This window comes from Nonlabens sp., assembly GCF_051251825.1.
Classification (GTDB): domain Bacteria; phylum Bacteroidota; class Bacteroidia; order Flavobacteriales; family Flavobacteriaceae; genus Nonlabens.
Map to the genome: position 1 here is coordinate 475,091 of NZ_JBPOGG010000002.1, position 25,910 is coordinate 501,000.

Annotated in this window: 26 protein-coding genes; 12 read left to right on the top strand and 14 right to left on the bottom strand. The window is 37.1% G+C overall.

The features are described from left to right. Nucleotides 1-6: 6 nt before the first annotated feature. A complete protein-coding gene (locus ACSHWW_RS04465) occupies nucleotides 7-501 on the bottom strand; it encodes a single-stranded DNA-binding protein (protein ID WP_435681212.1) in 495 nt (164 codons plus the stop codon). Nucleotides 502-546: 45 nt separating this feature from the next. Continuing rightward, complete coding sequence (gene mutY / locus ACSHWW_RS04470; RefSeq protein ID WP_435681213.1) at nucleotides 547-1,593, bottom strand: A/G-specific adenine glycosylase; 1,047 nt, start codon at nucleotides 1,591-1,593, stop codon at nucleotides 547-549. A gap of 132 nt (nucleotides 1,594-1,725) precedes the next feature. Between mutY and ACSHWW_RS04475 the strand changes: the two genes are divergently transcribed. The 3 genes from ACSHWW_RS04475 (at nucleotide 1,726) to ACSHWW_RS04485 (ending at nucleotide 4,491) form a co-directional block, all read left to right on the top strand. After that, a complete protein-coding gene (locus tag ACSHWW_RS04475) occupies nucleotides 1,726-2,016 on the top strand; it encodes an HU family DNA-binding protein (protein ID WP_435681214.1) in 291 nt (96 codons plus the stop codon). A 368-nt stretch (nucleotides 2,017-2,384) separates the two neighbouring features. Then, nucleotides 2,385-3,923 carry an Rne/Rng family ribonuclease gene (locus ACSHWW_RS04480; RefSeq protein WP_435681323.1) on the top strand — a complete coding sequence of 513 codons (1,539 nt, stop codon included), beginning with the start codon at nucleotides 2,385-2,387 and terminating at the stop codon, nucleotides 3,921-3,923. A gap of 94 nt (nucleotides 3,924-4,017) precedes the next feature. Next, nucleotides 4,018-4,491 carry a regulatory protein RecX gene (locus ACSHWW_RS04485; protein WP_435681215.1) on the top strand — a complete coding sequence of 158 codons (474 nt, stop codon included), beginning with the start codon at nucleotides 4,018-4,020 and terminating at the stop codon, nucleotides 4,489-4,491. Nucleotides 4,492-4,524: 33 nt separating this feature from the next. Here ACSHWW_RS04485 and ACSHWW_RS04490 read toward each other — a convergent pair whose 3' ends face one another. From ACSHWW_RS04490 to ACSHWW_RS04500, 3 genes are all read right to left on the bottom strand, one after another. Then, nucleotides 4,525-5,391, bottom strand: coding sequence for a cupin-like domain-containing protein (locus ACSHWW_RS04490; RefSeq protein ID WP_435681216.1), 867 nt, complete (start codon nucleotides 5,389-5,391; stop codon nucleotides 4,525-4,527). A gap of 47 nt (nucleotides 5,392-5,438) precedes the next feature. Then, nucleotides 5,439-6,527, bottom strand: a complete 1,089-nt coding sequence (gene bioB, locus ACSHWW_RS04495) for a biotin synthase BioB (RefSeq protein ID WP_435681217.1) — start codon at nucleotides 6,525-6,527, stop codon at nucleotides 5,439-5,441. A 178-nt stretch (nucleotides 6,528-6,705) separates the two neighbouring features. After that, the gene (locus tag ACSHWW_RS04500) at nucleotides 6,706-7,833 is read right to left on the bottom strand and encodes a beta-ketoacyl synthase N-terminal-like domain-containing protein (RefSeq protein ID WP_435681218.1); all 1,128 of its coding nucleotides are present in this window, start codon (nucleotides 7,831-7,833) and stop codon (nucleotides 6,706-6,708) included. A gap of 191 nt (nucleotides 7,834-8,024) precedes the next feature. On the opposite strand from ACSHWW_RS04500, the gene ACSHWW_RS04505 reads away from it, so the two are divergent. Then, nucleotides 8,025-9,725, top strand: coding sequence for a T9SS type A sorting domain-containing protein (locus ACSHWW_RS04505; RefSeq protein ID WP_435681219.1), 1,701 nt, complete (start codon nucleotides 8,025-8,027; stop codon nucleotides 9,723-9,725). A 92-nt stretch (nucleotides 9,726-9,817) separates the two neighbouring features. On the opposite strand, the gene bioA is transcribed toward ACSHWW_RS04505, so the two are convergent. From bioA to ACSHWW_RS04525, 4 genes are read right to left on the bottom strand one after another with little or no spacing between them, the layout of a single operon-like run. Next, nucleotides 9,818-11,092, bottom strand: coding sequence for an adenosylmethionine--8-amino-7-oxononanoate transaminase (gene bioA / locus ACSHWW_RS04510; RefSeq protein ID WP_435681220.1), 1,275 nt, complete (start codon nucleotides 11,090-11,092; stop codon nucleotides 9,818-9,820). Further along, nucleotides 11,089-11,709, bottom strand: coding sequence for a dethiobiotin synthase (bioD, locus tag ACSHWW_RS04515; protein ID WP_435681221.1), 621 nt, complete (start codon nucleotides 11,707-11,709; stop codon nucleotides 11,089-11,091). The genes bioA and bioD overlap by 4 nt, the downstream gene beginning before the upstream one ends. After that, nucleotides 11,702-12,115 (bottom strand): hypothetical protein, encoded by a 414-nt coding sequence (locus ACSHWW_RS04520; RefSeq protein ID WP_435681222.1) that lies wholly within the window; start codon nucleotides 12,113-12,115, stop codon nucleotides 11,702-11,704. The genes bioD and ACSHWW_RS04520 overlap by 8 nt, the downstream gene beginning before the upstream one ends. Next, entirely contained in the window at nucleotides 12,112-13,236 is a 1,125-nt protein-coding gene (locus ACSHWW_RS04525) for an aminotransferase class I/II-fold pyridoxal phosphate-dependent enzyme (RefSeq protein ID WP_435681223.1), read from the bottom strand. Before ACSHWW_RS04525 ends, ACSHWW_RS04520 begins: the two co-directional genes overlap by 4 nt. Nucleotides 13,237-13,333: 97 nt before the next feature. On the opposite strand from ACSHWW_RS04525, the gene ACSHWW_RS04530 reads away from it, so the two are divergent. Both ACSHWW_RS04530 and ACSHWW_RS04535 read left to right on the top strand, forming a co-directional pair. Next, on the top strand, nucleotides 13,334-13,462 hold the full coding sequence (locus tag ACSHWW_RS04530) for a helix-turn-helix domain-containing protein (RefSeq protein ID WP_435681324.1): 129 nt from the start codon (nucleotides 13,334-13,336) through the stop codon (nucleotides 13,460-13,462). A 55-nt stretch (nucleotides 13,463-13,517) separates the two neighbouring features. Continuing rightward, nucleotides 13,518-13,943 (top strand): ankyrin repeat domain-containing protein, encoded by a 426-nt coding sequence (locus ACSHWW_RS04535; RefSeq protein WP_435681224.1) that lies wholly within the window; start codon nucleotides 13,518-13,520, stop codon nucleotides 13,941-13,943. Between the two features lie 76 nt (nucleotides 13,944-14,019). Here ACSHWW_RS04535 and ACSHWW_RS04540 read toward each other — a convergent pair whose 3' ends face one another. The 5 genes from ACSHWW_RS04540 to ACSHWW_RS04560 form a co-directional block, all read right to left on the bottom strand. Then, the gene (locus ACSHWW_RS04540) at nucleotides 14,020-14,295 is read right to left on the bottom strand and encodes a F0F1 ATP synthase subunit epsilon (RefSeq protein WP_435681225.1); all 276 of its coding nucleotides are present in this window, start codon (nucleotides 14,293-14,295) and stop codon (nucleotides 14,020-14,022) included. 73 nt (nucleotides 14,296-14,368) lie between these two features. Beyond that, nucleotides 14,369-15,877: a F0F1 ATP synthase subunit beta gene (gene atpD / locus ACSHWW_RS04545; protein WP_435681226.1), complete on the bottom strand. Its 1,509-nt coding sequence runs from the start codon at nucleotides 15,875-15,877 to the stop codon at nucleotides 14,369-14,371. A gap of 229 nt (nucleotides 15,878-16,106) precedes the next feature. After that, nucleotides 16,107-17,954 (bottom strand): glutamine--fructose-6-phosphate transaminase (isomerizing), encoded by a 1,848-nt coding sequence (gene glmS / locus ACSHWW_RS04550; protein WP_435681227.1) that lies wholly within the window; start codon nucleotides 17,952-17,954, stop codon nucleotides 16,107-16,109. Nucleotides 17,955-17,964: 10 nt separating this feature from the next. Continuing rightward, nucleotides 17,965-19,638, bottom strand: a complete 1,674-nt coding sequence (locus ACSHWW_RS04555; protein ID WP_435681228.1) for a DUF4270 domain-containing protein — start codon at nucleotides 19,636-19,638, stop codon at nucleotides 17,965-17,967. Further along, the gene (locus tag ACSHWW_RS04560) at nucleotides 19,610-20,443 is read right to left on the bottom strand and encodes a glycogen/starch synthase (protein ID WP_435681229.1); all 834 of its coding nucleotides are present in this window, start codon (nucleotides 20,441-20,443) and stop codon (nucleotides 19,610-19,612) included. Before ACSHWW_RS04560 ends, ACSHWW_RS04555 begins: the two co-directional genes overlap by 29 nt. Before the next feature lie 108 nt (nucleotides 20,444-20,551). Between ACSHWW_RS04560 and panC the strand changes: the two genes are divergently transcribed. Genes panC through ACSHWW_RS04590 form a run of 6 tightly spaced genes read left to right on the top strand, consistent with a single transcriptional unit; the run spans nucleotide 20,552 to nucleotide 25,878 of the window. Further along, nucleotides 20,552-21,403: a pantoate--beta-alanine ligase gene (gene panC / locus ACSHWW_RS04565; RefSeq protein ID WP_435681230.1), complete on the top strand. Its 852-nt coding sequence runs from the start codon at nucleotides 20,552-20,554 to the stop codon at nucleotides 21,401-21,403. A gap of 39 nt (nucleotides 21,404-21,442) precedes the next feature. Then, nucleotides 21,443-21,793, top strand: a complete 351-nt coding sequence (panD, locus tag ACSHWW_RS04570) for an aspartate 1-decarboxylase (RefSeq protein WP_435681231.1) — start codon at nucleotides 21,443-21,445, stop codon at nucleotides 21,791-21,793. 5 nt (nucleotides 21,794-21,798) lie between these two features. Next, nucleotides 21,799-22,782, top strand: coding sequence for a lysylphosphatidylglycerol synthase transmembrane domain-containing protein (locus ACSHWW_RS04575; RefSeq protein ID WP_435681232.1), 984 nt, complete (start codon nucleotides 21,799-21,801; stop codon nucleotides 22,780-22,782). A 29-nt stretch (nucleotides 22,783-22,811) separates the two neighbouring features. After that, entirely contained in the window at nucleotides 22,812-23,984 is a 1,173-nt protein-coding gene (locus tag ACSHWW_RS04580; protein WP_435681233.1) for an alpha/beta hydrolase, read from the top strand. Continuing rightward, a complete protein-coding gene (radA, locus tag ACSHWW_RS04585) occupies nucleotides 23,985-25,352 on the top strand; it encodes a DNA repair protein RadA (protein ID WP_435681234.1) in 1,368 nt (455 codons plus the stop codon). 13 nt (nucleotides 25,353-25,365) lie between these two features. Beyond that, nucleotides 25,366-25,878, top strand: coding sequence for a TlpA family protein disulfide reductase (locus ACSHWW_RS04590; protein WP_435681235.1), 513 nt, complete (start codon nucleotides 25,366-25,368; stop codon nucleotides 25,876-25,878). The last annotated feature ends 32 nt before the right edge of the window (nucleotides 25,879-25,910 follow it).

Genomic DNA, 25,910 nt, shown 5'->3' on the forward strand with positions numbered 1-25,910 from the left:
TTTCAATTAAAAGGGTAAATCATCATCATCACTGGCTTGAGATACCGGCGGTGCTGAATTAGTTTGTGTTACAGGTGGTTGTGCTGGTTGAGTAGGACGACCAGCCTGTTGAGGCTGCGCTGGACGCTGCGCTTGCGGTTGTGCCGGTGCGCCAGTGTTATCACCTTTAGGAGTTAAGAATGTAAATTCTTGAACTTGAATTTCAGTCGTGTAACGTGGTTGCCCATCGTCACCAGTCCATTGTCTATTCTTGATACGACCTTCAATATAAACTTTGTCGCCTTTTTTAAGATACTTCTCACAGACTTCGGCAGCTTTATTGCGTACCACACAGTTGTGCCACTCCGTATTAGAAACACGTTCACCAGTAGTTCTATTCACGTATTCTTCATTTGTAGCGAGCGGGAAACGACCTATACAATTACCACCTTCAAAATACTTCATTTTTACTTCATCACCGGTGTGTCCTATAAGAATCACTTTATTTACTGTTCCTGCCATTGTTCTACTTTTTGATATTTATCAAGCGTGTAAAGATAATTAATCTTAAAGATAAGAATTCCAGAAAGAACTCATAAATCGATGCATTAAAATATGTAAAGGTTTTTGAAAAGCATCAGCAATAGGAATGCTATTTTCTAGCTCTTCATCTACTTCAACGATCCAGAAATACGCATGTACTTTGCGATGAGATAGTTTGTGTATAATGGGTTGCTGGTTGAATACGCTTTCGCGAAAGCGGACTCCACTCCACCATTCCTGCTCCTCAAGTTGATCTCTAAATTCAACAGAAAGTAGTGCTCCATCACTCTCTATAAAAGGAAATTCATATAATCCTGCCCATATTCCAGTTTGTGGTCGTTCTTGAAGAATCGTTCTATCGTTAGGAGTTTGCAGTACTATATAATGATGATGAAGGTTTTTAACTTTAGTCTTTTTAATTTTCACAGGCAATTCCTCAATGCGCTGATCTTGAAACGCCACGCAACTGCGCTGAAACGGGCAAACGGTACAATCTGGATTTTTAGGAACGCATTGTAGCGCACCAAATTCCATGATTGCCTGATTATATATATGAGGAACTTTTTTATCCAGTAATTGAGCAGCGAGGTTTTTAAATTCTTTGATCCCAGCGGTTTCATTAATAGGAGTACTTATTCCATAAATGCGTGAAAGTACTCTATAAACGTTTCCATCTACCACAGGAACGGCTTCTTTAAAGCAAAAACTAGCGATCGCAGCAGCCGTATAATCGCCTACTCCTTTTAAATCGAGCAGTTTTTTATAAGAATCTGGAAAATTTCCACCCATTTCTACTACTTGTTGCGCAGCAGTATGAAGGTTTCTAGCACGTGAATAATAACCTAATCCTTGCCATAATTTAAGTACTTCTTCCTGTGGCGCAGCTGCCAACTCTTGTACTGTAGGAAAGGCCTCGACAAAGCGCTCATAGTACGGTAGTCCTTGATTTACACGGGTTTGCTGCAGGATCACCTCACTTAACCAGACGCGATAAGGATCCTGAGTCTCACGCCATGGCAGGTCTCTTTTATGTACTTCATACCATTTTATAAGTTGCTTATGAAAGCTCATTGCTCTATCTATTTAAGGGACTGCAAGATATATCTTCTTAAAATTTAATCAATTAGAGATTTGTATTTACAATATTACCGTATATTTGCGCCCTGTTTAACAAACCCTATTAATTAATTATTCAATTTAAACATGACGAAAGCAGATATCGTATCTAAAATTTCAGATAAGTTAGGAATGGAAAAGACTGATGTACAGGCAGCTGTAGAGTCTTTCATGAATGAAGTAAAAGGTTCATTAGAATCTGGTGAGAATGTATATCTACGTGGATTCGGTAGTTTTATCGTTAAAACGAGAGCAGAGAAAACTGGACGTAACATTTCTAAGAACACAACAATTAAAATACCAGCTCACAATATACCAGCATTTAAACCTGCTAAGGTATTTGTAGAAGGTGTGAAAACAAACGTAAAAGTTAAGTAAAAATATAAGAGATATGCCAAGCGGTAAAAAAAGAAAAAGACATAAGGTAGCGACTCACAAACGTAAAAAGCGTCGTCGCGCAAATCGTCACAAGAAGAAAAAGTAGTATTTCACTACTTTTTCTTTTTATATCAAAACTGGTTCAACTGTTACCTTATGAAAGGCACTCTTTATAATAAAGATGTGCAGCAATTCTGTATTGCATAAGGTAACGTTTTACTGTTTGATATAATTTAGAAACCTTGAGTTCATTGACATAGAGATATAGGGATATACCTCGCCTAGTTGCAGATATGATATCTGTAACATTATTTAAAGTATAACTGTTTCTATAACCTTTTCCGGTTATGGAACTAACAATTGGAATTATGGATAAAGAAATTATTATCCGTTCCGGTTCTACTAAAGTCGATTATGCACTCACCAAAGGTGGTAGGCTAGTCGAGTTACACCAAGATGAAGATGAAAATAAGTTTGCGGTAAGCGATATATTTATTGCAAAATCACGCAAGGTTTTATCTGGTCTTAATGCCTCATTTGTAAATGTAGGCTATGAGAAAGATGGTTTTTTACACTATCATGATCTAGGACCACAATACCTAACACAACTTAAATTCACCAAGCAAATTCTAAGCGGTAGACGCAAGAATTATGCGCTTAAAGATATTCAACTAGAAAAGGAATTAGAAAAATCTGGTAGCATTACTGATGTAATTGCACCACACCAACCTATTCTAGTACAGGTAGTTAAAGAACCTATCTCCACAAAAGGACCTAGATTAAGCGCAGAGCTTTCTATTCCTGGTAGATACGTGGTTCTCGTTCCTTTCTCAGATCGTATTTCTATTTCTCAGAAAATAGAAGATCGTGAAGAAAAGAGCCGACTTAAAAGACTTGTTAAAAGTATTAAGCCTGAAGGCTTCGGCGTTATCGTACGTACCGTTGCAAAGGACAAACTAGTAGCAGAACTGGATCAGGACTTACAGAACCTTATCACTAAATGGGAAAATATGTGTGCAAGATTGCACAAAGCAAATTTCCCTACTAAAGTAATGACCGAGGTCAGCCGTACGAACTCCATCATGAGAGATGTCTTTAATGACACCTACACATCAATAGTTGTAGATGATGAAGAAGTATATAATGAAATCAAAGATTACTTAAAAACCATAGCTCCTGAGAAGGAGTCCATTGTAAAATATCACAATCCACGTACACCTATTTTTGAAAAGTACGGTATCGAGAGACAGATTAAGACGTCTTTTGGTAAAACCGTATCTATGAGTAAAGGTGCATACCTTATCATAGAGCATACAGAAGCGATGCACGTGATAGATGTGAACTCTGGAAATCGATCAAATAAAGCAAACAGTCAAGAAGACACTGCCCTAGAAACTAATCTTATATCTGCTAGTGAAATAGCACGACAATTGAGATTACGAGACATGGGTGGAATTATAGTCGTTGACTTTATAGACATGCGCCAGGCAGACCATAGAAAAAAACTCTATGAACACATGCGAGACGAAATGGCTGATGATCGTGCAAAACACAAAATTCTACCACCTAGTAAATTTGGATTAATTCAAATCACTAGACAACGTGTGAGAAAAGAGATGGACATCAAGACTCGAGAAGAGAATCCTGATGGCAATGGAAATGAAATTCAAGCTCCTATTCTTATTATTAATAAAATAAAAGAAGAGCTGGAAAGACATTTAAAAAACGGTCATAAAAAAGTAACGCTGAACGCGCACCCTTTTATAGCCGCATTTATAACTAAGGGCTACCCATCAATCCGTTCAAAGTGGTTTATGAAACACAAGAAATGGATTAAAGTATCGCCTAGAGACGCTTACACTTACCTGGAATATAATTTCACAGATAAAGACGGCAAAGAGCTCTAAAATTCTTAAAACGCCTATAGACATATGTTTATAGGCGTTTTTTTGTGGGATTTATTTAAGTATCCACTATTGAGTTTACCACTATCTTTGCTCTATGCCACAAGAATCCTTCACCGTAGAACAAGCCACCAGAGCGATAGAACGTTATTGCGTCTATCAGGAGCGCTGTCATAAAGAGGTAGAAGATAAATTGCGCAAAATGGGAATGATTCAACTCGCTATCGACGAGATTATACCTCATCTTATTGAACACAAATTCTTAAACGAAACGCGTTTTTCACAGAGTTTTGCCCGAGGGAAATTCCGCAATAAACATTGGGGTCGCAACAGGATTGTACGCGAGCTCAAAATGCGTAAAATAGGCGAACGCAATATCAAAATTGCTTTACAAGAAATAACTCCTGAGGAGTATAATGCTTCTTTTGAGACGCTTTCGCGGAAGCGATATGAACAACTCCACAGTGAAAAGGATAAATACCGCAAACGTAAAAAACTGGCTGACTATCTTTTATACAGAGGTTGGGAAGGAGATTTAGTGTATGATAAAGTGAAGGAGCTTATTCCGTGATGAACTTGAACCTGAACTCGAATTTGAAATAAATTAAATCCCTAATTTTTTATGGGTTCTTATGATGGCTTGCTCGTTTTTATAATCGATCCAGTCTTGTCCTTTTCTACGTCTCATGAAGTTATCATAATGTCTCATAATTCCAAGATTATAAAGTGCTTTTCCTAAATTTTTAAATTTGCGTGGATAACTGCGCAAACTGATAGAAAAACCTGGAGTTAGGTAATGCATAAAATGCCAGTAACCTTCGGGCATGTAGAGCATCTCGCCGTGTTTTAAATTACAAACATAGCCTTGAGCCTGTTTTAATGCTGGCCATTTATCTAAGTCTGGATTTGTGAAGTCTATATCTTCTCTTGCAATTAACGAATGCGGTACTTTATATAAATACTTGGTCTGGTCTGGTGGGAAAATGACGCACCTTTTTTCACCATGAAAATGAAAATGCAATATGTTAGTAAAGTCTATATCATAATGCATAAAAACCTTAGATCCAGCGCCGCCAAAAAACATCATGGGCAACCCTTTAATCAATCGCATTCCTAGTTTGGGGAACTTGAAATCCTTTTGCATGGCAGGAACTTCTTGAAGAATATTATAAAGGAAAATGCGATAATTAGTAGGCTTTTCATTGAGAAGATCCACATAGTCTGCCATTTTCATTTCGGCATGGGCTTGATTAAAACCTTCCTCGTGTTTTACCGGTCGATCGTCATATAATGGTACCGTTTGATCTCCTGCTACATTCTTAATGTACTCAAGATTCCATTTTTTATAAGCAGGCCAGTCCTCAGTAATCTTTTCTATAACTACTGGGCGCTGTGGCTTGAGATAATTTTTTATAAAATCATCTTTACTTATGGAATTAATCCGCGGGATGTGTTCAAGATTAAGCGACATAGATCACTATTCTTTAACGATAAACTTTACTGACTATTATCTAAAGCTTAAGCCTTCAAAGCTTTTCCAGCCGCTTTAGCTTCCTCGTTACGTTCAATAGTATGACCTGGACGGCTCCATTTAGGCTTTTCTCCCATAGCCTTAAATTCAGAATATTGAGCTTCTACCGTTTCTGGTTGCGCCTTTTTCACAAAAGGTTTCATAGGCTCAAGACCTAATAATTTAAACATTTCCATGTCCTCATTTACATCAGGATTAGGCGTAGTTAATAGCTTGTCACCGGCAAAAATAGAATTTGCTCCTGCAAAGAAACACATTGCTTGTCCTTCACGAGTCATTTGAGTACGTCCAGCACTTAAACGCACCTGAGTTTCTGGCATCACGATACGAGTCGTTGCTACCATACGGACCATATCCCATATAGAAACTGGTGTTTGTTCTTCAAGTGGCGTTCCTTCTACGGCGACTAAAGCGTTAATAGGTGTGCTTTCTGGTTGTGGACTCAAACTTGCTAAGGCAACTAACATTCCTGCACGATCTTCAGCACTTTCTCCCATTCCTATAATTCCACCACTACAAACAGTTACATTAGTTTTACGTACATTATCAATCGTATCTAAACGATCTTGATAACCACGTGTAGAAATTACTTCTTTATAATACTCTTCACTGCTGTCTAGGTTGTGATTGTAAGCATATAAACCAGCCTCAGCAAGTCTGTGCGCTTGATTCTCAGTAATCATTCCAAGCGTACAACATACTTCCATATCCAGTTTGTTAATAGTACGTACCATTTCTAGCACTTGGTCAAATTCTGGTCCATCTTTAACATTTCTCCATGCTGCTCCCATACATACACGAGAACTACCGCTAGATTTTGCACGTAATGCTTGAGCTTTTACTTGTTGCACGCTCATCAAATCATTTCCTTCAATGTCTGTATGATAACGTGCGGCTTGTGGACAATAACCACAATCCTCTGGACAACCACCAGTTTTTATAGACAATAAAGTAGAAACTTGAACCTGATTAGGGTTATGTGATTCTCTATGTATCGTTGCTGCCTCATATAATAGGTGCATTAATGGCTTATTGTATATTTCTAAAACCTCTTCTTTAGTCCAGTCGTGTCTCATAATCGTTCAATGTAAAGGGTAAAAATAAGTATTCCTATAGTATTTGTTATGCAGAAAATGTTTTATTGAGTTCAATGTTCAATAGTTAAAAAACAAAATAGCAATTCAAATACAATTCGAGAACCGATTTATTTTTACAAAATTAATCACAACTGAAAACTGAGACTGAGACTGAAAACTAAAATTTCTCTAACAATAGGCTCACCGCATTACCGCCAAAACCTGTTGCATTAATTAAAATCTTTTGTGGAACCTTATTAATTCCTCGAGGATTGGTAAAGGTTGAATCTAAATATGGTATTTCAAATATGGTTGATTTCTCAAACATTTCCAGCGCCATTGCCATACTCATCGCACCGCTAGCACCTAGCGTATGACCTAACTGCCATTTATTATTACATAGTGCAGGATGATTGTCACCAAACACTTCTTTTATAGCAGCAAACTCTGCTTTATCACCTTTTATAGTTCCCGGTGAATGTGTAATAATCGCATCTACATCTTCAAACGCTGTGTTGACAAGTGCCATTTTCATAGAATCTTGTAAGCATTGACCATTTGTCGTTACGGAGGTTGCACTGCTCAATTTTTCAATAGCTATCCCATAACCTACGATTTTTGCCATTGTATGTTTAGTCTGTTCTTTAGATAATAAAAAACAAGCCGCTGCTTCTCCTAGAACCATGGTATTTTGAGATTTACTCAAGTCTAGTGGTTTACAAGGAAAGGAGTCTGTTTCTCTTGAATAAATACGTAAAGCTTGCATTTGAGATATGGTAAAATCTGTAAGTGGTGCTTCACTTCCACCAGCAATAAAACTAGTTGCCATACCGCTTTCTATCCATGCAATCGCATTAAGAATAGCATGAGAAGCTGTTGCACAAGTAATACTATGTGAGAATGAAACACCATTTAAGCCTAGATCCTGACTTACCCAACTAGATATATTCCCTAATGTAGTGAGAGGAGAAGTTATGATGGGAAGTGTACCGCTTTCGCGAAAGCGAGCATAAGAATTCTCCCATAAACCAGTAGCTCCACGACTAGAACCTATATTCACGGCCGTTTGCTCTGGAACATTTTTTAAAGATTGAGCGACAAATATGGCCAGCTGCACACTTCTATCTAATGCTTGATAAGGTTTATGGCTTTCAAGAAAAGTGTTGAATTTAATTTCATTCGTTTTTGAAATAGGTTTGATCCAGGCGTCATTTTTCTTTTCAAAAAAACAATCCAGGATTTGATTATCAAAGGAATCAACACCAGCAATAATTGCCGAATCATTAATGTAAATGGGGTTTCTCACGAGATGTTTTACTATCGCAAAAATGCAAAGAACATCTAGAGAAACCTATAATATTATAGAAGAATTTATAGCTCGTCATATTTTCTAATATTAATTCTAAATAAATGAAGACCAATAATTTATAATAATATTAATAGTTGGTGTACTAAAAATTTAAATATCTTTAAACTAATCTAACTAAAATGACTATTATGAAACAAATTACTCAACTAGGTAAGTACCTTTTCTTACTATCGATTTTATTATTGGGCACAGATGTGATTGCTCAAAGTCAATTTAACTCTGTAATTACTGGTGGAAGTACTTCACAAAATGGTAGAGCTCCTCAAGGATTAAGAGCCATAACCAGAACTGTTTTTATCGTCACAGATGCAGAAATGACTGCTGGAGGATTTGTATCAGGAGATCAAATCAGCGGTTTAGGCTTTTCCTATGAGACAGGTCAGGATATCACTACTACTGGGAACATTAAAATATACTTGCAAAACACAACAGCTACGACTAACAATAAAGGCACAAACTGGGCAACCATTATTACTGGAATGACACTTGCTAGTGACGCTACAACTACCATTCCTGCAGCCGTAGGAGACTATAATATCGAATTCAGCAACGGGAATACTTTTAATTACACAGGTGGAAATCTATTTGTAGCATTTGATTATCAAAATTTATCAAATCCAGTAGCTGGTACACCAAATGTCTCATACTGTAACAATTCACCTGTCGGCGGTGCTCAAGGAGTTTTTAGTGCGTTATCTGCATCTGGATCTACGGCTCCACCTACTACGCTTTCAGGCTCTAACTTTCGCCCACAAGTGAGATTAGGACTTCCTGTAGCTTGTGCAAGACCTACTAATTTAGGATTTACTAATCCTACCGCAAATACGGCAGATTTAACTTGGACTCCTAATGGAGGAACAGGAATAGAACTAGAATACGGTCCTCAAGGGTTTGATCAAGCAACCGCTGGAACTTTACTTACTGGCCCAACTGTTTCTTCTCCATATACACTAACTGGTTTAACTCCTAATTCTGTTTATGACTATTACGTAAGAACTGTTTGTGCAGGAAATGTGAGTAACTGGAATGGACCTTTTACATTTACTTCTCTTTTTGAACCTAGTAACCTTCCTTATAATACTAGCTTTGAAAATGATGAATTTTCTTATTACGGTTGGAGATTTGAAAGAGATCCATCTGGTACCGTAGGTAATTTTTGGCAGTCTGTAAATTTTGGTGCAGGAGATCCTAGTGTTCAAGATGGTGCATACTCTGCTCGTGTAGGTGCTGGAGTAACAACAGCTCAAGCAAATGACTGGATCATTTCTAGTGGAGTTAATCTTGCTGCAAACCAAACGGTGAACATTTCATTTTACACAGGAGCTATTCAAACAGGTTCCACTACTGATGCAGCCTACAATTTAACTGTAGGAACCGCTCAAAACTCAGCAGCACAGACTACTTCTATCGCCAGTGGAGTAAGTTTTAATAATACAGCATTTCAAATAAACAATCATAGCTACACAGCACCTAGTGCTGGTGTTTACTATTTTGGAGTTCAGAATGCAATTGCGGCAAATCCTGCAGGAAGTGTTTTCTGGGCACTGGACAATTTTACTATAGACACTACAGCAACAGTTGATGATATTGCTGCAAATACTTTTAGAATTTATCCAAATCCTGCAAACGATATCATTACGATTAATAGTGATAATCACACGATCAAAAATCTTTCAATCACTGATATGAATGGAAGAGAAGTAATGAACACAAACGTAGATGATAAACTAAGTACACAACTAGATGTAACAAATTTATCATCTGGATTATACCTTATGAGCATAAGTTCTGATCAAGGTAATGTGACTAAAAGATTCGTTAAGAATTAATAAATAGTATAAGCTACTTTTTAGAAACTTAAACGTGCAAAAATCCCTGTGAATTAATTTTCACAGGGGTTTTTTATTTGGCAGAATAGAATCTAGAGTTCATCTAGAAAAACCAGTAAAGCCTTATAAAGTAACTCTAGTTCTTGAGGTGTCGTGGTAAATGGTGGAACTATATAAACAGTCTTACCGAGTGGTCTCAGAAATATTCCGTTTTTCATAAACCATTGAAAGATTTCATTGCGTTTACTTCCATAACGTTCCATTTCAATGGCTAGATCTATGGCTAGAATAACACCAAAAGAACGCACTTGTGCCACAGCCTTATGCGATTGATAAACTTCTATATGTTGTTGATGAGATTTAGTTATGTACTGAATATTCTCTTGAATCGCGCTAGAGGTCAATAGATCAATACCAGCCGCAGCCACCGCACATCCCAGCGGATTCCCTGAATAGGTATGACCGTGGAAAAATCCACGTGCTAACTCGTCATCATAAAAAGCATCATAAACATCTTGCGTGCAAGTGGTAATCGCCATAGGCATGATTCCGGCAGTAAGCGCCTTAGATAAACACATGATATCTGGTTTGTTACCCATATAATCGCTTGCAAAATTCTTTCCTGTTTTACCAAAACCGGTCATTACCTCGTCTGCAATTGTGAGAACTCCTTTTTCTTTACATTTTCTAAGCAATTGACAGAGATGTTCTGGTTCATGCATTTGCATAGCAGCTGCTCCTTGAACTAGTGGTTCATATATAAAAGAGGCTACTTTATACTGGCTTGTTAACTCTTCAATCAGTTGTAAAACGATACTTAAATTTTCTTCTGTTGGAACTGGAATGCGTTTTACATCTATAAAGAAATCTTCAAAAGGACCGTTATATACAGATAAACCACTAGCACTCATCGCTCCAAAAGTATCACCATGGAATCCATTCTCTAGCGCAATAACTACATTACGTTTCTCACCACGATTAAAATGGTACTGAAATGCCATTTTTAAGGCAATCTCTACACTGGTAGATCCATTCTCTGAAAAGAATAATTTCTCCTGATTCTCTGGTAAGATACCAATCAGTTTCTTCGCAAGTCCTGCCGCCGGTTCATGTGTCATTCCTGCAAAAACTACGTGATGTAATTCGTCAACTTGTTTTTTTAAAGCTTGAGTAAGAACTGGATTTGCATGGCCATAACTGCAGGTGTACCAACTTGAAATAGCGTCAAAATAAGGCTTATCCTCCATATCATAGAGGTAATTACCTTGTGCTTTTTTAATCACCAGTGGATTACTTGCCGTTTTATGCTGTGTTAAAGGATGCCATATATGTTTTGCATCGAGTTCTTGAATTTCTTTTAAGGTCATAAATCCAATAATTTTTCTCTTATCGAGTCTGCTACTTTAAGAATAGCAGTAGCGTCTAGCGATTCTATATGTGATAAATGAGCAATAGTAGGAACTCCAGTCATTTTTTCAATAATTTCAATGGTTCCAGCCAGTTCTACCTGATTGTAAATAATACCAGCGCAATTTAAACCACGCGCCTTTAATACTTCAATACTTAATAAGGTGTGATTAATACTTCCTAGATAACCCGAGCTCACTAAAATTACTTTATCAGTAGGTTCTATTAAATCTATAATAGTATGTGTATTATTTAAAGGAACTAATAGTCCGCCGGCGCCTTCTATGACAAGATGATCTTCTGTTTGAGGTCTTTTTATCTCTTCTATATCTATAGTAATTCCATCAATCGCAGCTGCCTCATGCGGACTCATGGGCGTTTCTAGAAAATAACTTTCTTTATGAAATACAGTTTTATCATTATGAATGAGTCGCTGCACTTCCATACGGTCAGAATGTTCTATGCCGCCGCTTTGTATAGGTTTCCAATAATCTGCTTTTAAAGCTTGAGTAACCGCTGCAGCGACTAGTGTTTTACCTACATCAGTACTTATTCCTGTGATGAAATAACTATTCATTCAAGTCAAATTTATGTGAGCAGTTCATGCATTTGTAATGTTTGTCACTTGAAAACGGGAAAATACTCAAGAACACTGCTTTTAATCGTTCTGCAAATGTAGTCGCAGTGAGCACATCGCTCTGCTCTCGCACTTGTCTTTTTTTACAGTTGGGACACACGACTAGATCTGTAATGCTTTGAGTAATTTCGGGATTAGACTGTTCCACAAGGCCTATCGCCTTTATATAATCTTCCTTATAGACATCCATTTTTACGCCGCCTATCGCATTGGTCGCAAATGGATCTGTCGCGATGGTAAATTCATCTCTCAGAAACACGGCAATATTTTCACTTTCAAGCTTGGATTTAATCACTGCGGCTTGTGCAGGATATGGAAAAACCGCTATGGTTCTGAATTTACTCATTTGTTTTTCAGTGATTTAGCAATAATTTGAAGTACTTGCTCGCAATCCTCTAGATTATTATAACTGTGCAAACACAATCGCAATCGTTCTTGACCTTCAGGAACAGTCGGTGATAAAATAGCCCTTACATCATAACCTTTGCGTTGTAATTGAGTCGCAGTGTCTTTTACCTTTTGATTACCTGGTATGATGCACACTTGTATGGCGGTCTCGCTTTCGCGAAAGCGTAATCGCAATCCACTCTGCACCACAAGTCTATTAAATTTGTGAATCACATCCTGCAATTTCTCTATGTTTTCATGACCATTTTCTAGGCGTCCATAACCAGTATTTATCAATGCCAAAGCATGTGGAGGCAATGCCGTAGTGTATATAAATGGACGGCAAAAATTAATGAGGTATTGAGTCAAATCAAAACTACCCAAAACTGCCGCACCATGACATCCCATAGCTTTTCCATAGGTAACCACTCGAGCAAAAACTTCATTTTCTAGTCCTAGATGATGTACTAAACCTTCACCATGTTCTCCTATCACGCCTAGCGCATGTGCCTCATCTACAATAAGATGTGCGTTTTCAATATCTAGAGTTAGCCGCACTAGTTGATGCAACGGTGCTTGATCTCCATCCATGGAAAAAACCGATTCTGTAATGACATATACTTCTTGCTCGATCCCATCGCCAAACTTCTCAAGCAGTATTTTTAAATGCTCCATATCATTATGGCGGTACTTCAACGAGCGCGCCATAGAGAGTTGGATTCCATCTCTTATACTGGCATGAACTAGTTCATCATATAGAATCAAATCGCCACGCACGGCAACACTGCTTATTAATCCCAGATTTGCATCATAACCAGAGTTGAAGATGAGCGCATTTTCTGCTTTATGGAATGTTGCGATACGTTCTTCTAGTTGTTCAAAACCCTTGCTGTGTCCTGATAATAATCGAGAACCTGTAGCTCCATTTTTACTGTCTGGAGCGTGCTCTACGGGCATTTTTGCAAATCCTAGATAGTCGTTTGATGCAAAGTCTATTAAATTCTCATGCGCCTTGAGCTCACGCATACTTCCTGAGAAGTGGCGCATACCTAGTTTGCGTAAGAGTTTATCGGGTAGCATGTGGCAAAAGTAAGGAGTAATCGGTTATTGACTGCCTGTTAACTGCAGACTTCTTTAGTGAATATGTCGTAAAACTTTCATTCTAGGTTTTTGACTCATCTTTTCTACAAATTTATCCATTCTTAAAACTGGTAAGGCCAAAGCAGTCCGTTTCTCAACTCTTGAAGCGATTTGTGAGGTTCTAGATTGTCAACCTGGTGATATTCTTGAGTATCGTGCTGATTGATTTCGTAGATTTCAAAAGATAATCTTATATTAGCAACGTATTAATAAACAACACGATGAAAAAAGCAATATTTATAGTAGCATTATGTCTAGGAACTCTAGCTAGCGCTCAACAACTTAGTAAAGAGCTTACCATTGCTCTTAAGAACGATGATACTACCGCTATCAGCACTTTAGTAAGTGACAGTAATAAAGATACCTGTTATGAAGTGGGAAGATCTACATCATCTGTAGCTCATCTTGCTATTCAAATGGATAGCGCAGATGTTCTTGAGTTTTTAATAAATGATAAGAAAATCAACCTTAACAATACTTGTGGAAATAAAACACTTTTAATGACTGCTGTAGAAATGCAACAACCACATTTAGTGCGTGCACTTGTACAAGCTGGAGCAGATACTTCTATTGAAATAGATGGTAAGAAAGCTATTGATCTAGTAGCTGGATCACATGCTGCAACTATGAAGGAATTATTAAAGTAGATTCACAAACAACTCCAAAAAAAAGCCTCGATTCAATTGAATCGAGGCTTTTTTTATGTCTTGAAGTTTTCAGGTATTAGTCAGCTAATACGATAACCTTATTATCTTTTAATTCTATTACACCACCGGTAATAGCAAAATCTGTAGTTCCATCACCTGTTGTAAATAAACTTGCAACAGATTCATCTAATTCTACTTTACCAAAAATCTTTACAGCTCCTTTACCCAGTAATGAGACCACTGGTGCGTGATTATCCAGCATTTGGAATTGTCCATTGACACCTGGTACAGAAACTGATTCTACAGTACCACTAAAAAGTGTGTGCTCTGGTGTAACTATTTCTAAAATCATCTTAATTCAGTATTACAGTCTCAGTAATACAGTCTCAGTATTTTTACAACTGAGACTGTTACTGTTTACTAATTTATGCTTCAGCAAGCATTTTTTCTCCTGCCTCGATTGCGTCTTCAATAGTTCCTTTAAGGTTAAAGGCACTTTCTGGAAGGTGATCTAACTCACCATTCATAATCATGTTAAAACCTTTAATCGTGTCTTTAATATCAACTAGTACACCTTTAAGACCAGTAAACTGCTCTGCTACGTGGAATGGTTGAGATAAGAAACGTTGTACACGACGAGCACGACCTACAGCTAGTTTATCTTCTTCAGATAATTCTTCCATACCTAGAATGGCAATAATATCTTGAAGTTCTTTATAACGCTGTAAAAGCTCTTTTACATTTTGTGCACACTCATAGTGATCTTTACCTAGAATCTCAGCCGTAAGAATACGAGATGTAGAATCTAGAGGATCTACCGCTGGGTAAATACCAAGCTCTGCAATTTTACGTGAAAGTACTGTTGTTGCATCAAGGTGAGCAAACGTAGTTGCTGGTGCTGGATCAGTTAAATCATCTGCAGGAACGTAAACTGCTTGTACAGATGTAATAGATCCTTTCTTTGTAGAAGTAATACGTTCTTGCATCGCTCCCATTTCAGTTGCAAGTGTAGGTTGATATCCTACCGCAGATGGCATACGACCTAGAAGTGCTGACACCTCAGAACCTGCTTGAGTAAAACGGAAAATGTTATCAACGAAGAAAAGTACATCTTTCCCTTGTCCATCTCCAGCTCCATCACGGAAATACTCAGCAATAGTTAATCCTGAAAGTGCTACACGTGCACGTGCTCCTGGTGGCTCATTCATTTGACCAAAAACGAATGTCGCTTTTGACTCCTTCATGATTTCCTTATCTACTTGTTGTAGATCCCATCCACCTTCTTCCATAGAGTGCATAAATGCATCTCCATATTTTATAATTCCTGATTCTAACATCTCACGTAGAAGGTCATTTCCTTCACGTGTGCGCTCACCTACTCCAGCAAATACTGAAAGTCCACCGTGACCTTTTGCAATGTTATTAATCAATTCTTGAATCAATACTGTTTTACCTACTCCAGCTCCACCAAATAGTCCAATCTTACCACCTTTTGCATAAGGCTCAATAAGGTCGATTACTTTAATTCCTGTGAAAAGCACCTCAGTAGATGTAGATAAATCCTCAAATGCTGGTGCAGATCTGTGAATAGACATCCCGTCATCTCCAGTTTTAGGAAGACTTCCTAAACCGTCAATCGGGTCACCAATCACGTTAAATAGACGACCGTAAACGTCATCTCCAATAGGCATTTTTATAGGGTTCCCTGTAGATCTTACTGCTGTACCGCGAGAAAGACCATCTGTTGAATCCATTGAAATCGTTCTTACGGTGCTCTCACCTATGTGAGATTGAACCTCTAATACTAGAAGGTTACCCTTAAGCTCTACTTCAAGAGAATCATAAATTTTAGGAAGTGCGCCTTGTGCACTATCAAATGTTACGTCAACCACCGGACCGATGATTTGTGAAACGCTACCTGTAATTTGAGACATTGTATACTATTTTTAAACTTAAAAAGATACGGCTTTAAAAAGCCTTTTTTCAGTGGCGCAAAGATACTGCTTTCCTAATTATATCAACATCAGATTTTTCAATTTTTTTATGGTGTAAAATATTAATGTTTTTGCACTATAAATTGTTGCTATTTGCTTTCGCGAAAGCGTATAAAAAAACCACCTGATTTCTCAAGTGGTTCTGGATATTATAATAGTTATCTAATTGTTACTCAACCGTAACTGATTTTGCCAAGTTACGCGGCTGATCTACATTTTTTCCTAACATTACAGCTATATGATAAGACAATAACTGCAAAGGAATGGTAGTCAATAAAGGTGTCATAAACTCGATGGTGTGAGGTACCTCTATAACGTGATCTGCAAGCTCTCGCACATCCACATCACCTTCAGTAACAATACCAATAATCTTACCACTACGTGATTTAATTTCTTGAATATTACTTACTACTTTTTCATAATGACCTTTGCGAGTTGCGATAACCACGACTGGCATTTGTTCATCAATTAAAGCAATGGGACCATGTTTCATCTCTGCAGCTGGATAACCTTCAGCATGGATATAACTGATTTCTTTAAGCTTCAATGCTCCTTCAAGTGCTACTGGGAAATTAAATCCGCGACCTAGATAAAGACAGTTAGGTGCATCTTTGTAAATAGCTGCAATCTTCTCGATGTGATCATTAGACTTTAAAGCCTCAGCAACCTTATCTGGAATATTTTCTAGTTCTTGTAGATATCTATGGAAATCACTTGTTGAAATCTTCCCTTTTTTCTTTGCAAGTTGTAAAGCAATAAGTGTAAGAACTGTGATCTGGGTTGTAAATGCTTTTGTAGAAGCTACACCTATCTCTGGACCTGCATGAGTATAAGCTCCAGCATGAGTTTCACGAGATATAGAACTTCCTACTACATTACATACACCGAATACGAAGGCTCCTTTTTCTTTGGCCATTTTAATCGCAGCCATAGTATCTGCAGTTTCTCCACTTTGAGAAATAGCAATAAGAACGTCATCCTTATCAATGACAGGATTTCTATATCTAAATTCAGACGCATATTCTACCTCAACTGGGATTCTAGCAAGGTCTTCAAATATATACTCAGCTACAAGACCAGCATGCCATGATGTTCCACATGCCACAATGATAATACGTCTAGCATTTAAAAATTTATCGATATGATCATCAATTCCGGCCATTTTTATAAGGCCTTGATCAACTAGCATTCTACCTCTAAAGGTATCTCTAATAGCTTGAGGTTGCTCATAAATCTCTTTAAGCATAAAGTGATCATAACCACCTTTTTCAATTTGCTCAAGATTCATTTGTAGTTCCTGTACATAAGGATCAACTAGAGAATCATCATGTATTTTACGGATTTTCATGTCTTTGTGCGTGCGCACTACAGCCATTTCTCCATCTTCAAGATAGATGGCTTCTTTTGTAAATTCTATGAAAGGTGACGCATCACTCGCAATGAAAAATTCGTTCTCTCCTACTCCTATTGCTAGAGGTGAACCTAAACGCGCAACTACAATTTCATTAGGCTTTCTGCGATCAAAAACTGCAATAGCATATGCTCCGATTGTTTGATTCAAAGCAATTTGAACAGCTTTACCTAGTTTTACCTTTTCTTTATTTTTTACATCTTCGATTAGATTAACTAACACCTCTGTGTCAGTGTCTGATTGAAAAGTAAATCCTCTATTCTGCAACTCTTGTTTAAGAGGTTGATAGTTTTCTATAATCCCATTATGGATGATTACTAAATCTCCACTATTTGAAAAATGTGGGTGCGAGTTCACATCATTAGGAACTCCATGAGTTGCCCATCTAGTGTGACCTATAGCAATAGTTCCTGTGGTAGATATATCTTTTTCAAGTTTTGCTTCGAGATCAGCGACTTTACCTTTAGTTTTTGAAAACTTAAGGTCTTTACCATCATATATTGCTATTCCAGCACTATCATAACCTCTATATTCTAATCTTTTGAGACCATTTAACACTATAGGATAAGCGTCACGATGCCCTATGTAACCTACGATTCCGCACATAATTGTTTAGTTATTGATTTGTTTCAGTGTAGTAAATATCCAATTTCAAGCGCTTGTCTTGATCTGCAGGATCACTTACTATGTTCCCATAAATAATAGTTCCTTCATGAGAAATGGCAGCTCCAGTGAGAACTTTATCTGCCACATTAGGATTCTTTATTGCACCATTAGAAATAAGGTTCACATTTTGCGTTACTGCCAGCGCAAGTCTGACATTCTCAATATCACCATTTATAATGTTATTGACATGTTCAGTGATTCTAATTTTATAAATTTCTTTTGAAGAACTTTCATCATCAGTATCAACCCTAGATAAGCGACCTAAATGAGCAATGTTTGAGTTAAGCGCCTCACCACTTGGGTTTAGTGAAAAATCTGCTAAGATTGCATTATCATCAAAATTATATAAGATGATACGTTCAGGATCTGCGTCTCCTTCTGTTACAGCTGATCGATCGACATAAAAAGTTAGAGAGGCTTCATTAATCAACCACTCGTTTTCTATAACTTGAGTTAAAGCATCTGCCTCGCCATTCATGTCTAAATCTGGACCGAATAAGTCGATTAATACCATGGAACCTTCACCACCTTTAAGGTAGAGTCGTTCTTCTCCGTTTACATCATCATTTGCAGCTTGAATGTCTGCAATAACAGATTGATTTATCAAACTACTATCAATTAAGTTTACTCTATTAGCTCCAAATTGAAGTGTAAACTTACTATCAACTACATTGAATTCATCAACATCTCCATCATCATCAATATCATTAATATCTTGAATGTTGATTTTTAAATACAAATCAATTGTCGCTCCACTAATATCTACATGGACTAAACTACCATCTGCTAAAATGCTATTTACTTTAAAGTAAAGACCTCTAAAGTAGTCTTGAAAATTGCTGTTACTTTGTAAGTTAGAAGTTCCTGCTTGATTAAGGATAGTATTTTCCCAATAGGTCAATTGAGCCAGTTGTTCTGCGGTAGCATTAGCAGCAGCTGTTTTTCCTAAAACAACTCTTAATCTAGGTGTTAATCGCTCAGTTTCTACCGTTTCACCTGCCTCATTTTCTTCCTCAAGAATAATCTCTAAAGGATCCGGTATGAAAGAAGTGTTCTCATAAAGCAAATTACCTTTTTGAGCATCTATAGTGGCTCCTAAATCAGAATAATAGACTGCAGCCTCTTCTATATTAAGAGGATCAATATCACTTAAAAAGTAATTATTCTCATAAACTTGAAGGTGAAATCTATTTGAACCATAAAGTGAATCAATCTCATAAGTACGGTCATCACCATCAATCTCTAATAGTGATGTATAATAAGGAACATTCATCACAACACTATCGAGTACTGGGTTTATTCCAAATGACGGACTTGATGTAGGTATACTTACCTGCGTCACAAAACTATAGTCTGTTCTTCCATAAATAGGATCATCATAAGACCCCAATAACATGGAACTAAAATTATTAGTTTGAATAGGTCCTAGTAACTCATTAAAAGCAACCACATCAAACTCTTGCTTTTTAATACGATCGTTTAATTGATCTGCACCTAGTATATCACTACCTATGGTGTTTAACTCGTCGTCACAGGCTACAAAACCTAGCATTAAACCTGTAACAATAGAAGCGTTCCATATCGCACGCTTCAATTTACTCATTTTCATCTTCTTCTTTTTCATTTAAAATATCATTAAGATAGAATCCCTCATAAGCATCTGCAAATTCCTCGTGAGATTGAAAATCTAATGTAGGTTTATCGAGTGAATCGATATATGTATTCAATTCTGGGTCAAGATCCTCACTACCTTTGATTACAGCGTCACTAAATCTAACGGCATTCTTCATCAAATTGATGTAGTTAGGCTCTTCAAACTCTGCCACAGACTCATCATCTAATGCGTCAAACCTAAGTTTATCTATCATTTCAGTATCTAACGTTCCTTCAAAGGATTGATTATATACTGAGGTAACTATTTTACTATCTTCAAATAAAGGATCGTTACCATAGTAGTTTTTAATGTATAACGGAAGTAGACCAGCAAGCCATCCATGAACATGAATAATATCTGGAGCCCAGTTTAATTTTTTCACTGTTTCAATAACACCTTTTGCAAAAAAGATCGCACGCTCATCATTATCTTCAAACATATTACCATCCTCATCAGTAAGGGTAGCTTTACGTTTAAAATAATCCTCATTATCTATAAAATAAACTTGCATTCTTTCTTTAGGAATAGAAGCTACTTTTATAATCAAAGGCATGTCTAGATCATTAATAATCAGATTCATACCGCTTAGACGAATCACTTCGTGTAACTGGTGTCTACGCTCATTAATGTTTCCAAAACGCGGTGTAAATATTCTGATCTGACCACCACGATCATTCACCATTTTAGGACTAAAATAGGACATCGATGATGCTTCAGTTTCTGGTAAATAAGGGATAACTTCTGAGGATACGTACAAGACTCTTTTTTCCTTCATAAATTGTTTTATTGTTGCCTAACTTTTAGCAAGTTGCAAAAATACACAATTTCTTGCACTTTACTTCTTTAAGCTTATGTTTGTAACACTAGCAAAATCAATATCCTCATGGTATTTAAAACCCATAAAACTTTATCCACCCAAATCGAGAAACTCAAAAAAGAGTCTCTCAAAATAGGTTTTGTACCTACCATGGGCGCTCTACACCTAGGACATATATCCTTAATGGAACAAGCCAAAAAAGATAATGACGTACTCGTTGTTTCCATATTTGTCAATCCTACACAATTTGACAATGCTGGTGATTTAAAAAAATATCCTCGCACTGTAGATAAAGATATTGAACTCATCTATAAACAATTTGGCAAGACACAAGTCGTTATTTATACACCTAGTATTGAAGATGTTTATGGGAAACAGGCTGTTTCTAAACGATACTTTTACGACGGTTTAGAACACGTGATGGAAGGAGCAAATCGACCTGGCCATTTTGATGGAGTAGGAACTATTCTAGAATTTCTATTTGATAAAGTGCGTCCTGACCATGCTTATTTTGGTGAAAAAGATTTCCAGCAACTTCAAATTGTAAAGAAGCTCGTGGAAAAATTAAATTTACCTATTAAAATCGTAGGATGTTCTATTAAAAGAGAACCTCATGGTCTAGCCATGAGTTCACGTAACGAGCGATTAAGTAAACAAGCAAGAAAAGACGCAGCCTTTATTTATAATACACTTCAAAAAGCAAAAATTCATTTCCAATCCCACAGCATTCCATCAACCACAGAAATGGTACAGAAGTTGTTTCAACAACAACCAGACATGAAACTAGAATATTTCACTATTGCCAGTGAAGAAACTCTAGTTCCAGTAAAACGTAAATTTAAAAAACACACCTATCGCGGCTTCATTGTCGCACATTTAGAAGGTGTACGTTTAATAGATAACATGCGTTTATCATAAATAAGTTCATTAAATAGTTACAAATCGTATCTTTGCCTCATGTTAATTACCGTAGTAAAATCAAAAATCCACCGTGTTAAAGTAACCGGTGCAGACCTTAATTATATAGGTAGTATCACCATTGATGAAGATTTAATGGATGGTGCAAACATTGTAGAAGGTGAAAAGGTTCAAATCGTTAATAATAATAACGGTAACCGTTTAGAAACCTATGCTATTCCAGGACCACGCGGCAGTGGAGAGATTACTTTAAATGGTGCTGCAGCAAGAAAAGTATCACCAGGAGACGTGCTTATCCTTATATGTTATGCTCAAATGACTATGGAAGAGGCAAAAGCATTCAAGCCTACACTACTTTTCCCTAATGAAGAGGACAACACCTTATCATAAATAGCTTGAAAAAAGCACTCTTTAAAGCCTTAAAAATCATCCTACCATTAGGTCTAGGTGCATTTTTAATATATTATTCTCTATCGCAATTTACTGATGAACAACTCGACGAGATAAAATCTTATCTTATAGATGCAGATTATAGTTGGATTGTGCTAGGAGTGATTTTAGCCTTATTAAGTCATCTTTCACGTGCCTGGCGCTGGAACTATATGCTTAAAGCCATAGGGCACAAACCTACTTATATTACTAATGTGCTCGCCATAGGAGCTGGATATGCTATGAATTTGTTAATTCCTCGTAGTGGTGAAGTAGCTCGTGCCGTAGTTGTAAACCGTATAGATAACATTCCCGTTGATAAAGCCATAGGAACCATCATTGCTGAGCGAGTTCTAGATTTTATTATTTTACTTTTTATTACAGCTACCGCGTTACTCATTTCGGGAGACTTGATTATTGATTTCTTTGTGGAACGTTTGAATTCCGCTTTCGCGAAAGCGGACACCTCAACAATTACTCTTTATGCTATAATCATAGGTGTTGCTATCATCCTACTGCTGCTGTTGCTTAAATTCTTCAAACCATTTAAAAAAATTAAGAACTTCATTTCAGGTTTAAAAGACGGTTTTCAAACCATATGGACCATGGAGCAAAAATGGCTCTATCTAGCTCACACCATATTCATATGGAGCATGTATTTACTCATGTTTTATGTGAGCATATTTGCGCTCCCAGGAACTAATTTAATTCCAGTAAGTGGTATTTTGAGCGCCTTTGTAGCTGGTAGTTTTGCTGTCGCATTTACAAATGGAGGTTTTGGTGCATACCCATATTTTATCGCACAAGTGTTAATCCTTTTTGGAGTTGCAGAAACCTTAGGAACATCTCTAGGATGGATACTATGGACATCCCAAACAGCGTTAGTTCTTGTATATGGTCTAGTTTCGTTTTTAATGCTAGCTATTAAAAATAGTCTTTCGGCTAAATAATTGTAAATTCCGTTCCCAAATTTTTTGAAATGAAACACATTATCACGTTAATCATATTCCTATTTACCTGTAACACTATGTTTGCTCAGGCACTTTATAGAGCTTACCCTAGTGATGTACTAGGAACAGAACGCAACATAAAAGTGCTTAAACCACGTAACTATGTTGAGAACCCTGAAAAAACTTATCCTTTAATAATAGTACTAGATGGTGATTACCTCTTTGAGCCAGTTGCTGGAAATGTGGATTACTTATCCTACTGGGATCAAATTCCAGAAAGCTTTGTACTAGGAATCAATCAGCGCAAAAGCCGTTATGATGAGACCTCTATAGACCGAGAAAGCGGTTTACCTATGCCTCAAAGTGCAGAGTTCATGGATTTTATTATGGAAGTAGTAGCAACTATGAAAGATGAATATCGCATCGCACCATTTACGGTAATTGTAGGTAAGGATATCACAGCAAATCTTGCTACCTATTTTTTAATGCGTAAAAAAGTTCCCTTTGAAGCTTACCTGAATATAGATCCTGACTACTCAAATCTTATAACTGAGAATCTTACTAATAAAATATCCCAATTGGAAGGATATAAATATTACTATGTCGCAACACCAGAAAAAGCAAGTCTTACCGATGATATGTTTACAAAGTCAGTCGATTCTTTATTAAAAGGTCGTAAAAACATACACCTCAAGTATGACAAAATTGAAGGCGTGGACAAGTATGGCTTAGGAGCTCATGCTATACCACGTGGATTAAATTACATCTTTGAAGAATATAAACTCATAGATGAAGATGCGCTTGTAAATACTGCTGTGGCCTCAGACATGGCTGCTACAGGAAAAGAAATTAAAGATAAAGATGCTGCCACAGCGCTTGAAAAATTGCTGGAAAAATATAAATTTATAAAAGAAGTCTACGGCATCGACATGCGTGTGCGATTAGTAGATATTGTTACTGTTGCAGAGTATCTCATTGATAACAAGAAATATGATGAACTTATAGATGTAGCAGGACTTGCTTCAAGAGAATATCCAGAAAAGCTTTACGGTCCTTTTATAGAAGGAATAGGCTATGAAGGAATAGGTAGGCCAGCTAGAGCTCTTAGAGCGTATAACGCAGCATATGCACTAGATCCAGCTGTGGGAATTACTAAAGATGATGTGCTAGATAAAGTAGAAATGCTACAGGAGAAAAAATAAATGGCCAAAGTTAAAACCACTTGGTTCTGCCAGAATTGTGGTGCACAACACGCACGCTGGCAAGGACAATGTACGACTTGTAAAGAATGGAATACACTCGTTGAAGAGGTCGTTCAAAAAGAAAAAAAACCTTCTTGGGATAGTGCTGCTGGTGATACGCTTTCGCGAAAGCGTGTACCTCAACCACAACTCATTTCTCAAATAGATGTAACTGAAACACCTAGATTAGACACTACAAATGCAGAGTTTAACAGAGTTCTAGGTGGTGGACTTGTTCCTGGTTCTGTAACTCTTTTAGGTGGTGAACCTGGAATAGGAAAATCTACTCTTTTATTACAAGTTTGTCTCAATTTACCCTTCAAAACACTCTATGTAAGTGGTGAAGAAAGTGCGCAACAAATTAAAATGCGCGCTGATCGTATTAAGCAACATGCGACCAATTGTTACATACTCACAGAGACTAAAACTCAGAATATATTCCGTCAAATTACAGAGATGGAACCCGAGGTGCTCATTATAGATTCTATTCAAACATTACAAACTGAAATTATAGAGAGTACCGCTGGTAGTGTTTCTCAAATTAGGGAATGTACCAGCGAGCTCATAAAATTTGCAAAGGAAACCAATACGCCTGTGCTTTTAATAGGTCATATAACCAAAGATGGAAACATCGCTGGACCAAAGATTCTAGAACACATGGTGGATACGGTGCTACAATTTGAAGGCGATCGCAATCACACGTATAGAATTTTACGTGCGTTGAAAAACCGTTTCGGTAGTACGCATGAGATAGGAATTTATGAAATGTTAGGTCATGGATTGCGTGAAGTTATTAATCCTAGTGAAATATTAATTTCCCAGCGTGGCACTAGTTTAAGTGGTACCGCAATTGCAGCGACCATGGAAGGAATGCGACAATTAATGATAGAGGTTCAAGCGCTGGTAAGTACGGCAGTTTATGGAACACCACAGCGCAGTGCGACAGGCTATAACTTAAAACGTCTCAATATGATTCTGGCCGTGCTGGAAAAAAGAGCCGGATTTAAACTAGGTCAAAAAGATGTTTTCCTCAATATCACTGGTGGAATAACGGTAGATGATCCAGCAATTGATCTTGCTGTAGTAGCCGCTATTCTTTCCTCAAACTTTGATATTGAGCTTTCCTCGCAACACTGTTTTAGTGCAGAGGTAGGGTTAGGTGGCGAGATAAGACCAGTTTCACGTATGGAACAACGTGTGAATGAAGCCGCAAAATTAGGCTTTGAAAAAGTGTTTATTGCGCCTGCAAAACAGAAGTTTAATGATGTAGGAACTGATGTGCAAACCTTCTCAAAAATTGAAGAATTAGTAAAATATTTATTCTCTTAAAGAATATATGATTATGAAATGGACTTTATTAATACCTGTGTTATTCTGCTTGATTTCTTGCAAGAATGAACCAGCAGCTGTGGAAATTGATCTTTCTAATAATGACCTAATTCATTTAGAAGATCCGTCGGGAAATTATACCAACCTAGAAACCATTCTAGAGCAATATAAAGGTAAACTAGTTTATGTAGATTTCTGGGCGAGCTGGTGCAGACCATGCCGTGCTGAAATGCCTTCTTCTAGAATCCTTAAAGAAAAATATAAAGATGCAGACATCGTTTTTATCTATATATCTGTGGACCGAGATACAGAACTATGGCAAAAAGCTAATAAGCAAGAAGAATTAAAAGACGAAACTTATCTAGCTCTTAATTATCCTAAAGGAAAACTCTATCAACTGCGCAATGTGAGCAACATTCCACGTTATATGTTATATGGAAAAGATGGCCGCATGATTGATGATGCTGCCATGAGACCTAGTAACACTGGTTTAACTACTGTGATAGACGGTTTGTTATCCTTATAATTTGCAGTTTTTAAAGAAATACTGGATAACGC

What these genes read in the sequence shown, in the direction of transcription:
- ACSHWW_RS04475 (WP_435681214.1), top strand. Translation starts at nt 1,726, where the DNA reads ATGACGAAAGCAGATATCGTATCTAAAATTTCAGATAAGTTAGGAATG.
- ACSHWW_RS04540 (WP_435681225.1), bottom strand. Translation starts at nt 14,295, where the DNA reads ATGATTTTAGAAATAGTTACACCAGAGCACACACTTTTTAGTGGTACT.
- glmS (WP_435681227.1), bottom strand. Translation starts at nt 17,954, where the DNA reads ATGTGCGGAATCGTAGGTTACATAGGGCATCGTGACGCTTATCCTATA.
- ACSHWW_RS04465 (WP_435681212.1), bottom strand. Translation starts at nt 501, where the DNA reads ATGGCAGGAACAGTAAATAAAGTGATTCTTATAGGACACACCGGTGAT.
- ACSHWW_RS04525 (WP_435681223.1), bottom strand. Translation starts at nt 13,236, where the DNA reads ATGCTACCCGATAAACTCTTACGCAAACTAGGTATGCGCCACTTCTCA.
- radA (WP_435681234.1), top strand. Translation starts at nt 23,985, where the DNA reads ATGGCCAAAGTTAAAACCACTTGGTTCTGCCAGAATTGTGGTGCACAA.
- atpD (WP_435681226.1), bottom strand. Translation starts at nt 15,877, where the DNA reads ATGTCTCAAATTACAGGTAGCGTTTCACAAATCATCGGTCCGGTGGTT.
- bioA (WP_435681220.1), bottom strand. Translation starts at nt 11,092, where the DNA reads ATGACCTTAAAAGAAATTCAAGAACTCGATGCAAAACATATATGGCAT.
- bioB (WP_435681217.1), bottom strand. Translation starts at nt 6,527, where the DNA reads ATGAGACACGACTGGACTAAAGAAGAGGTTTTAGAAATATACAATAAG.
- ACSHWW_RS04560 (WP_435681229.1), bottom strand. Translation starts at nt 20,443, where the DNA reads ATGAAGGAAAAAAGAGTCTTGTACGTATCCTCAGAAGTTATCCCTTAT.
- panD (WP_435681231.1), top strand. Translation starts at nt 21,443, where the DNA reads ATGTTAATTACCGTAGTAAAATCAAAAATCCACCGTGTTAAAGTAACC.
- mutY (WP_435681213.1), bottom strand. Translation starts at nt 1,593, where the DNA reads ATGAGCTTTCATAAGCAACTTATAAAATGGTATGAAGTACATAAAAGA.
- ACSHWW_RS04520 (WP_435681222.1), bottom strand. Translation starts at nt 12,115, where the DNA reads ATGAGTAAATTCAGAACCATAGCGGTTTTTCCATATCCTGCACAAGCC.
- bioD (WP_435681221.1), bottom strand. Translation starts at nt 11,709, where the DNA reads ATGAATAGTTATTTCATCACAGGAATAAGTACTGATGTAGGTAAAACA.
- ACSHWW_RS04535 (WP_435681224.1), top strand. Translation starts at nt 13,518, where the DNA reads ATGAAAAAAGCAATATTTATAGTAGCATTATGTCTAGGAACTCTAGCT.
- panC (WP_435681230.1), top strand. Translation starts at nt 20,552, where the DNA reads ATGGTATTTAAAACCCATAAAACTTTATCCACCCAAATCGAGAAACTC.
- ACSHWW_RS04590 (WP_435681235.1), top strand. Translation starts at nt 25,366, where the DNA reads ATGAAATGGACTTTATTAATACCTGTGTTATTCTGCTTGATTTCTTGC.
- ACSHWW_RS04485 (WP_435681215.1), top strand. Translation starts at nt 4,018, where the DNA reads ATGCCACAAGAATCCTTCACCGTAGAACAAGCCACCAGAGCGATAGAA.
- ACSHWW_RS04580 (WP_435681233.1), top strand. Translation starts at nt 22,812, where the DNA reads ATGAAACACATTATCACGTTAATCATATTCCTATTTACCTGTAACACT.
- ACSHWW_RS04505 (WP_435681219.1), top strand. Translation starts at nt 8,025, where the DNA reads ATGAAACAAATTACTCAACTAGGTAAGTACCTTTTCTTACTATCGATT.
- ACSHWW_RS04555 (WP_435681228.1), bottom strand. Translation starts at nt 19,638, where the DNA reads ATGAAAAAGAAGAAGATGAAAATGAGTAAATTGAAGCGTGCGATATGG.
- ACSHWW_RS04490 (WP_435681216.1), bottom strand. Translation starts at nt 5,391, where the DNA reads ATGTCGCTTAATCTTGAACACATCCCGCGGATTAATTCCATAAGTAAA.
- ACSHWW_RS04480 (WP_435681323.1), top strand. Translation starts at nt 2,385, where the DNA reads ATGGATAAAGAAATTATTATCCGTTCCGGTTCTACTAAAGTCGATTAT.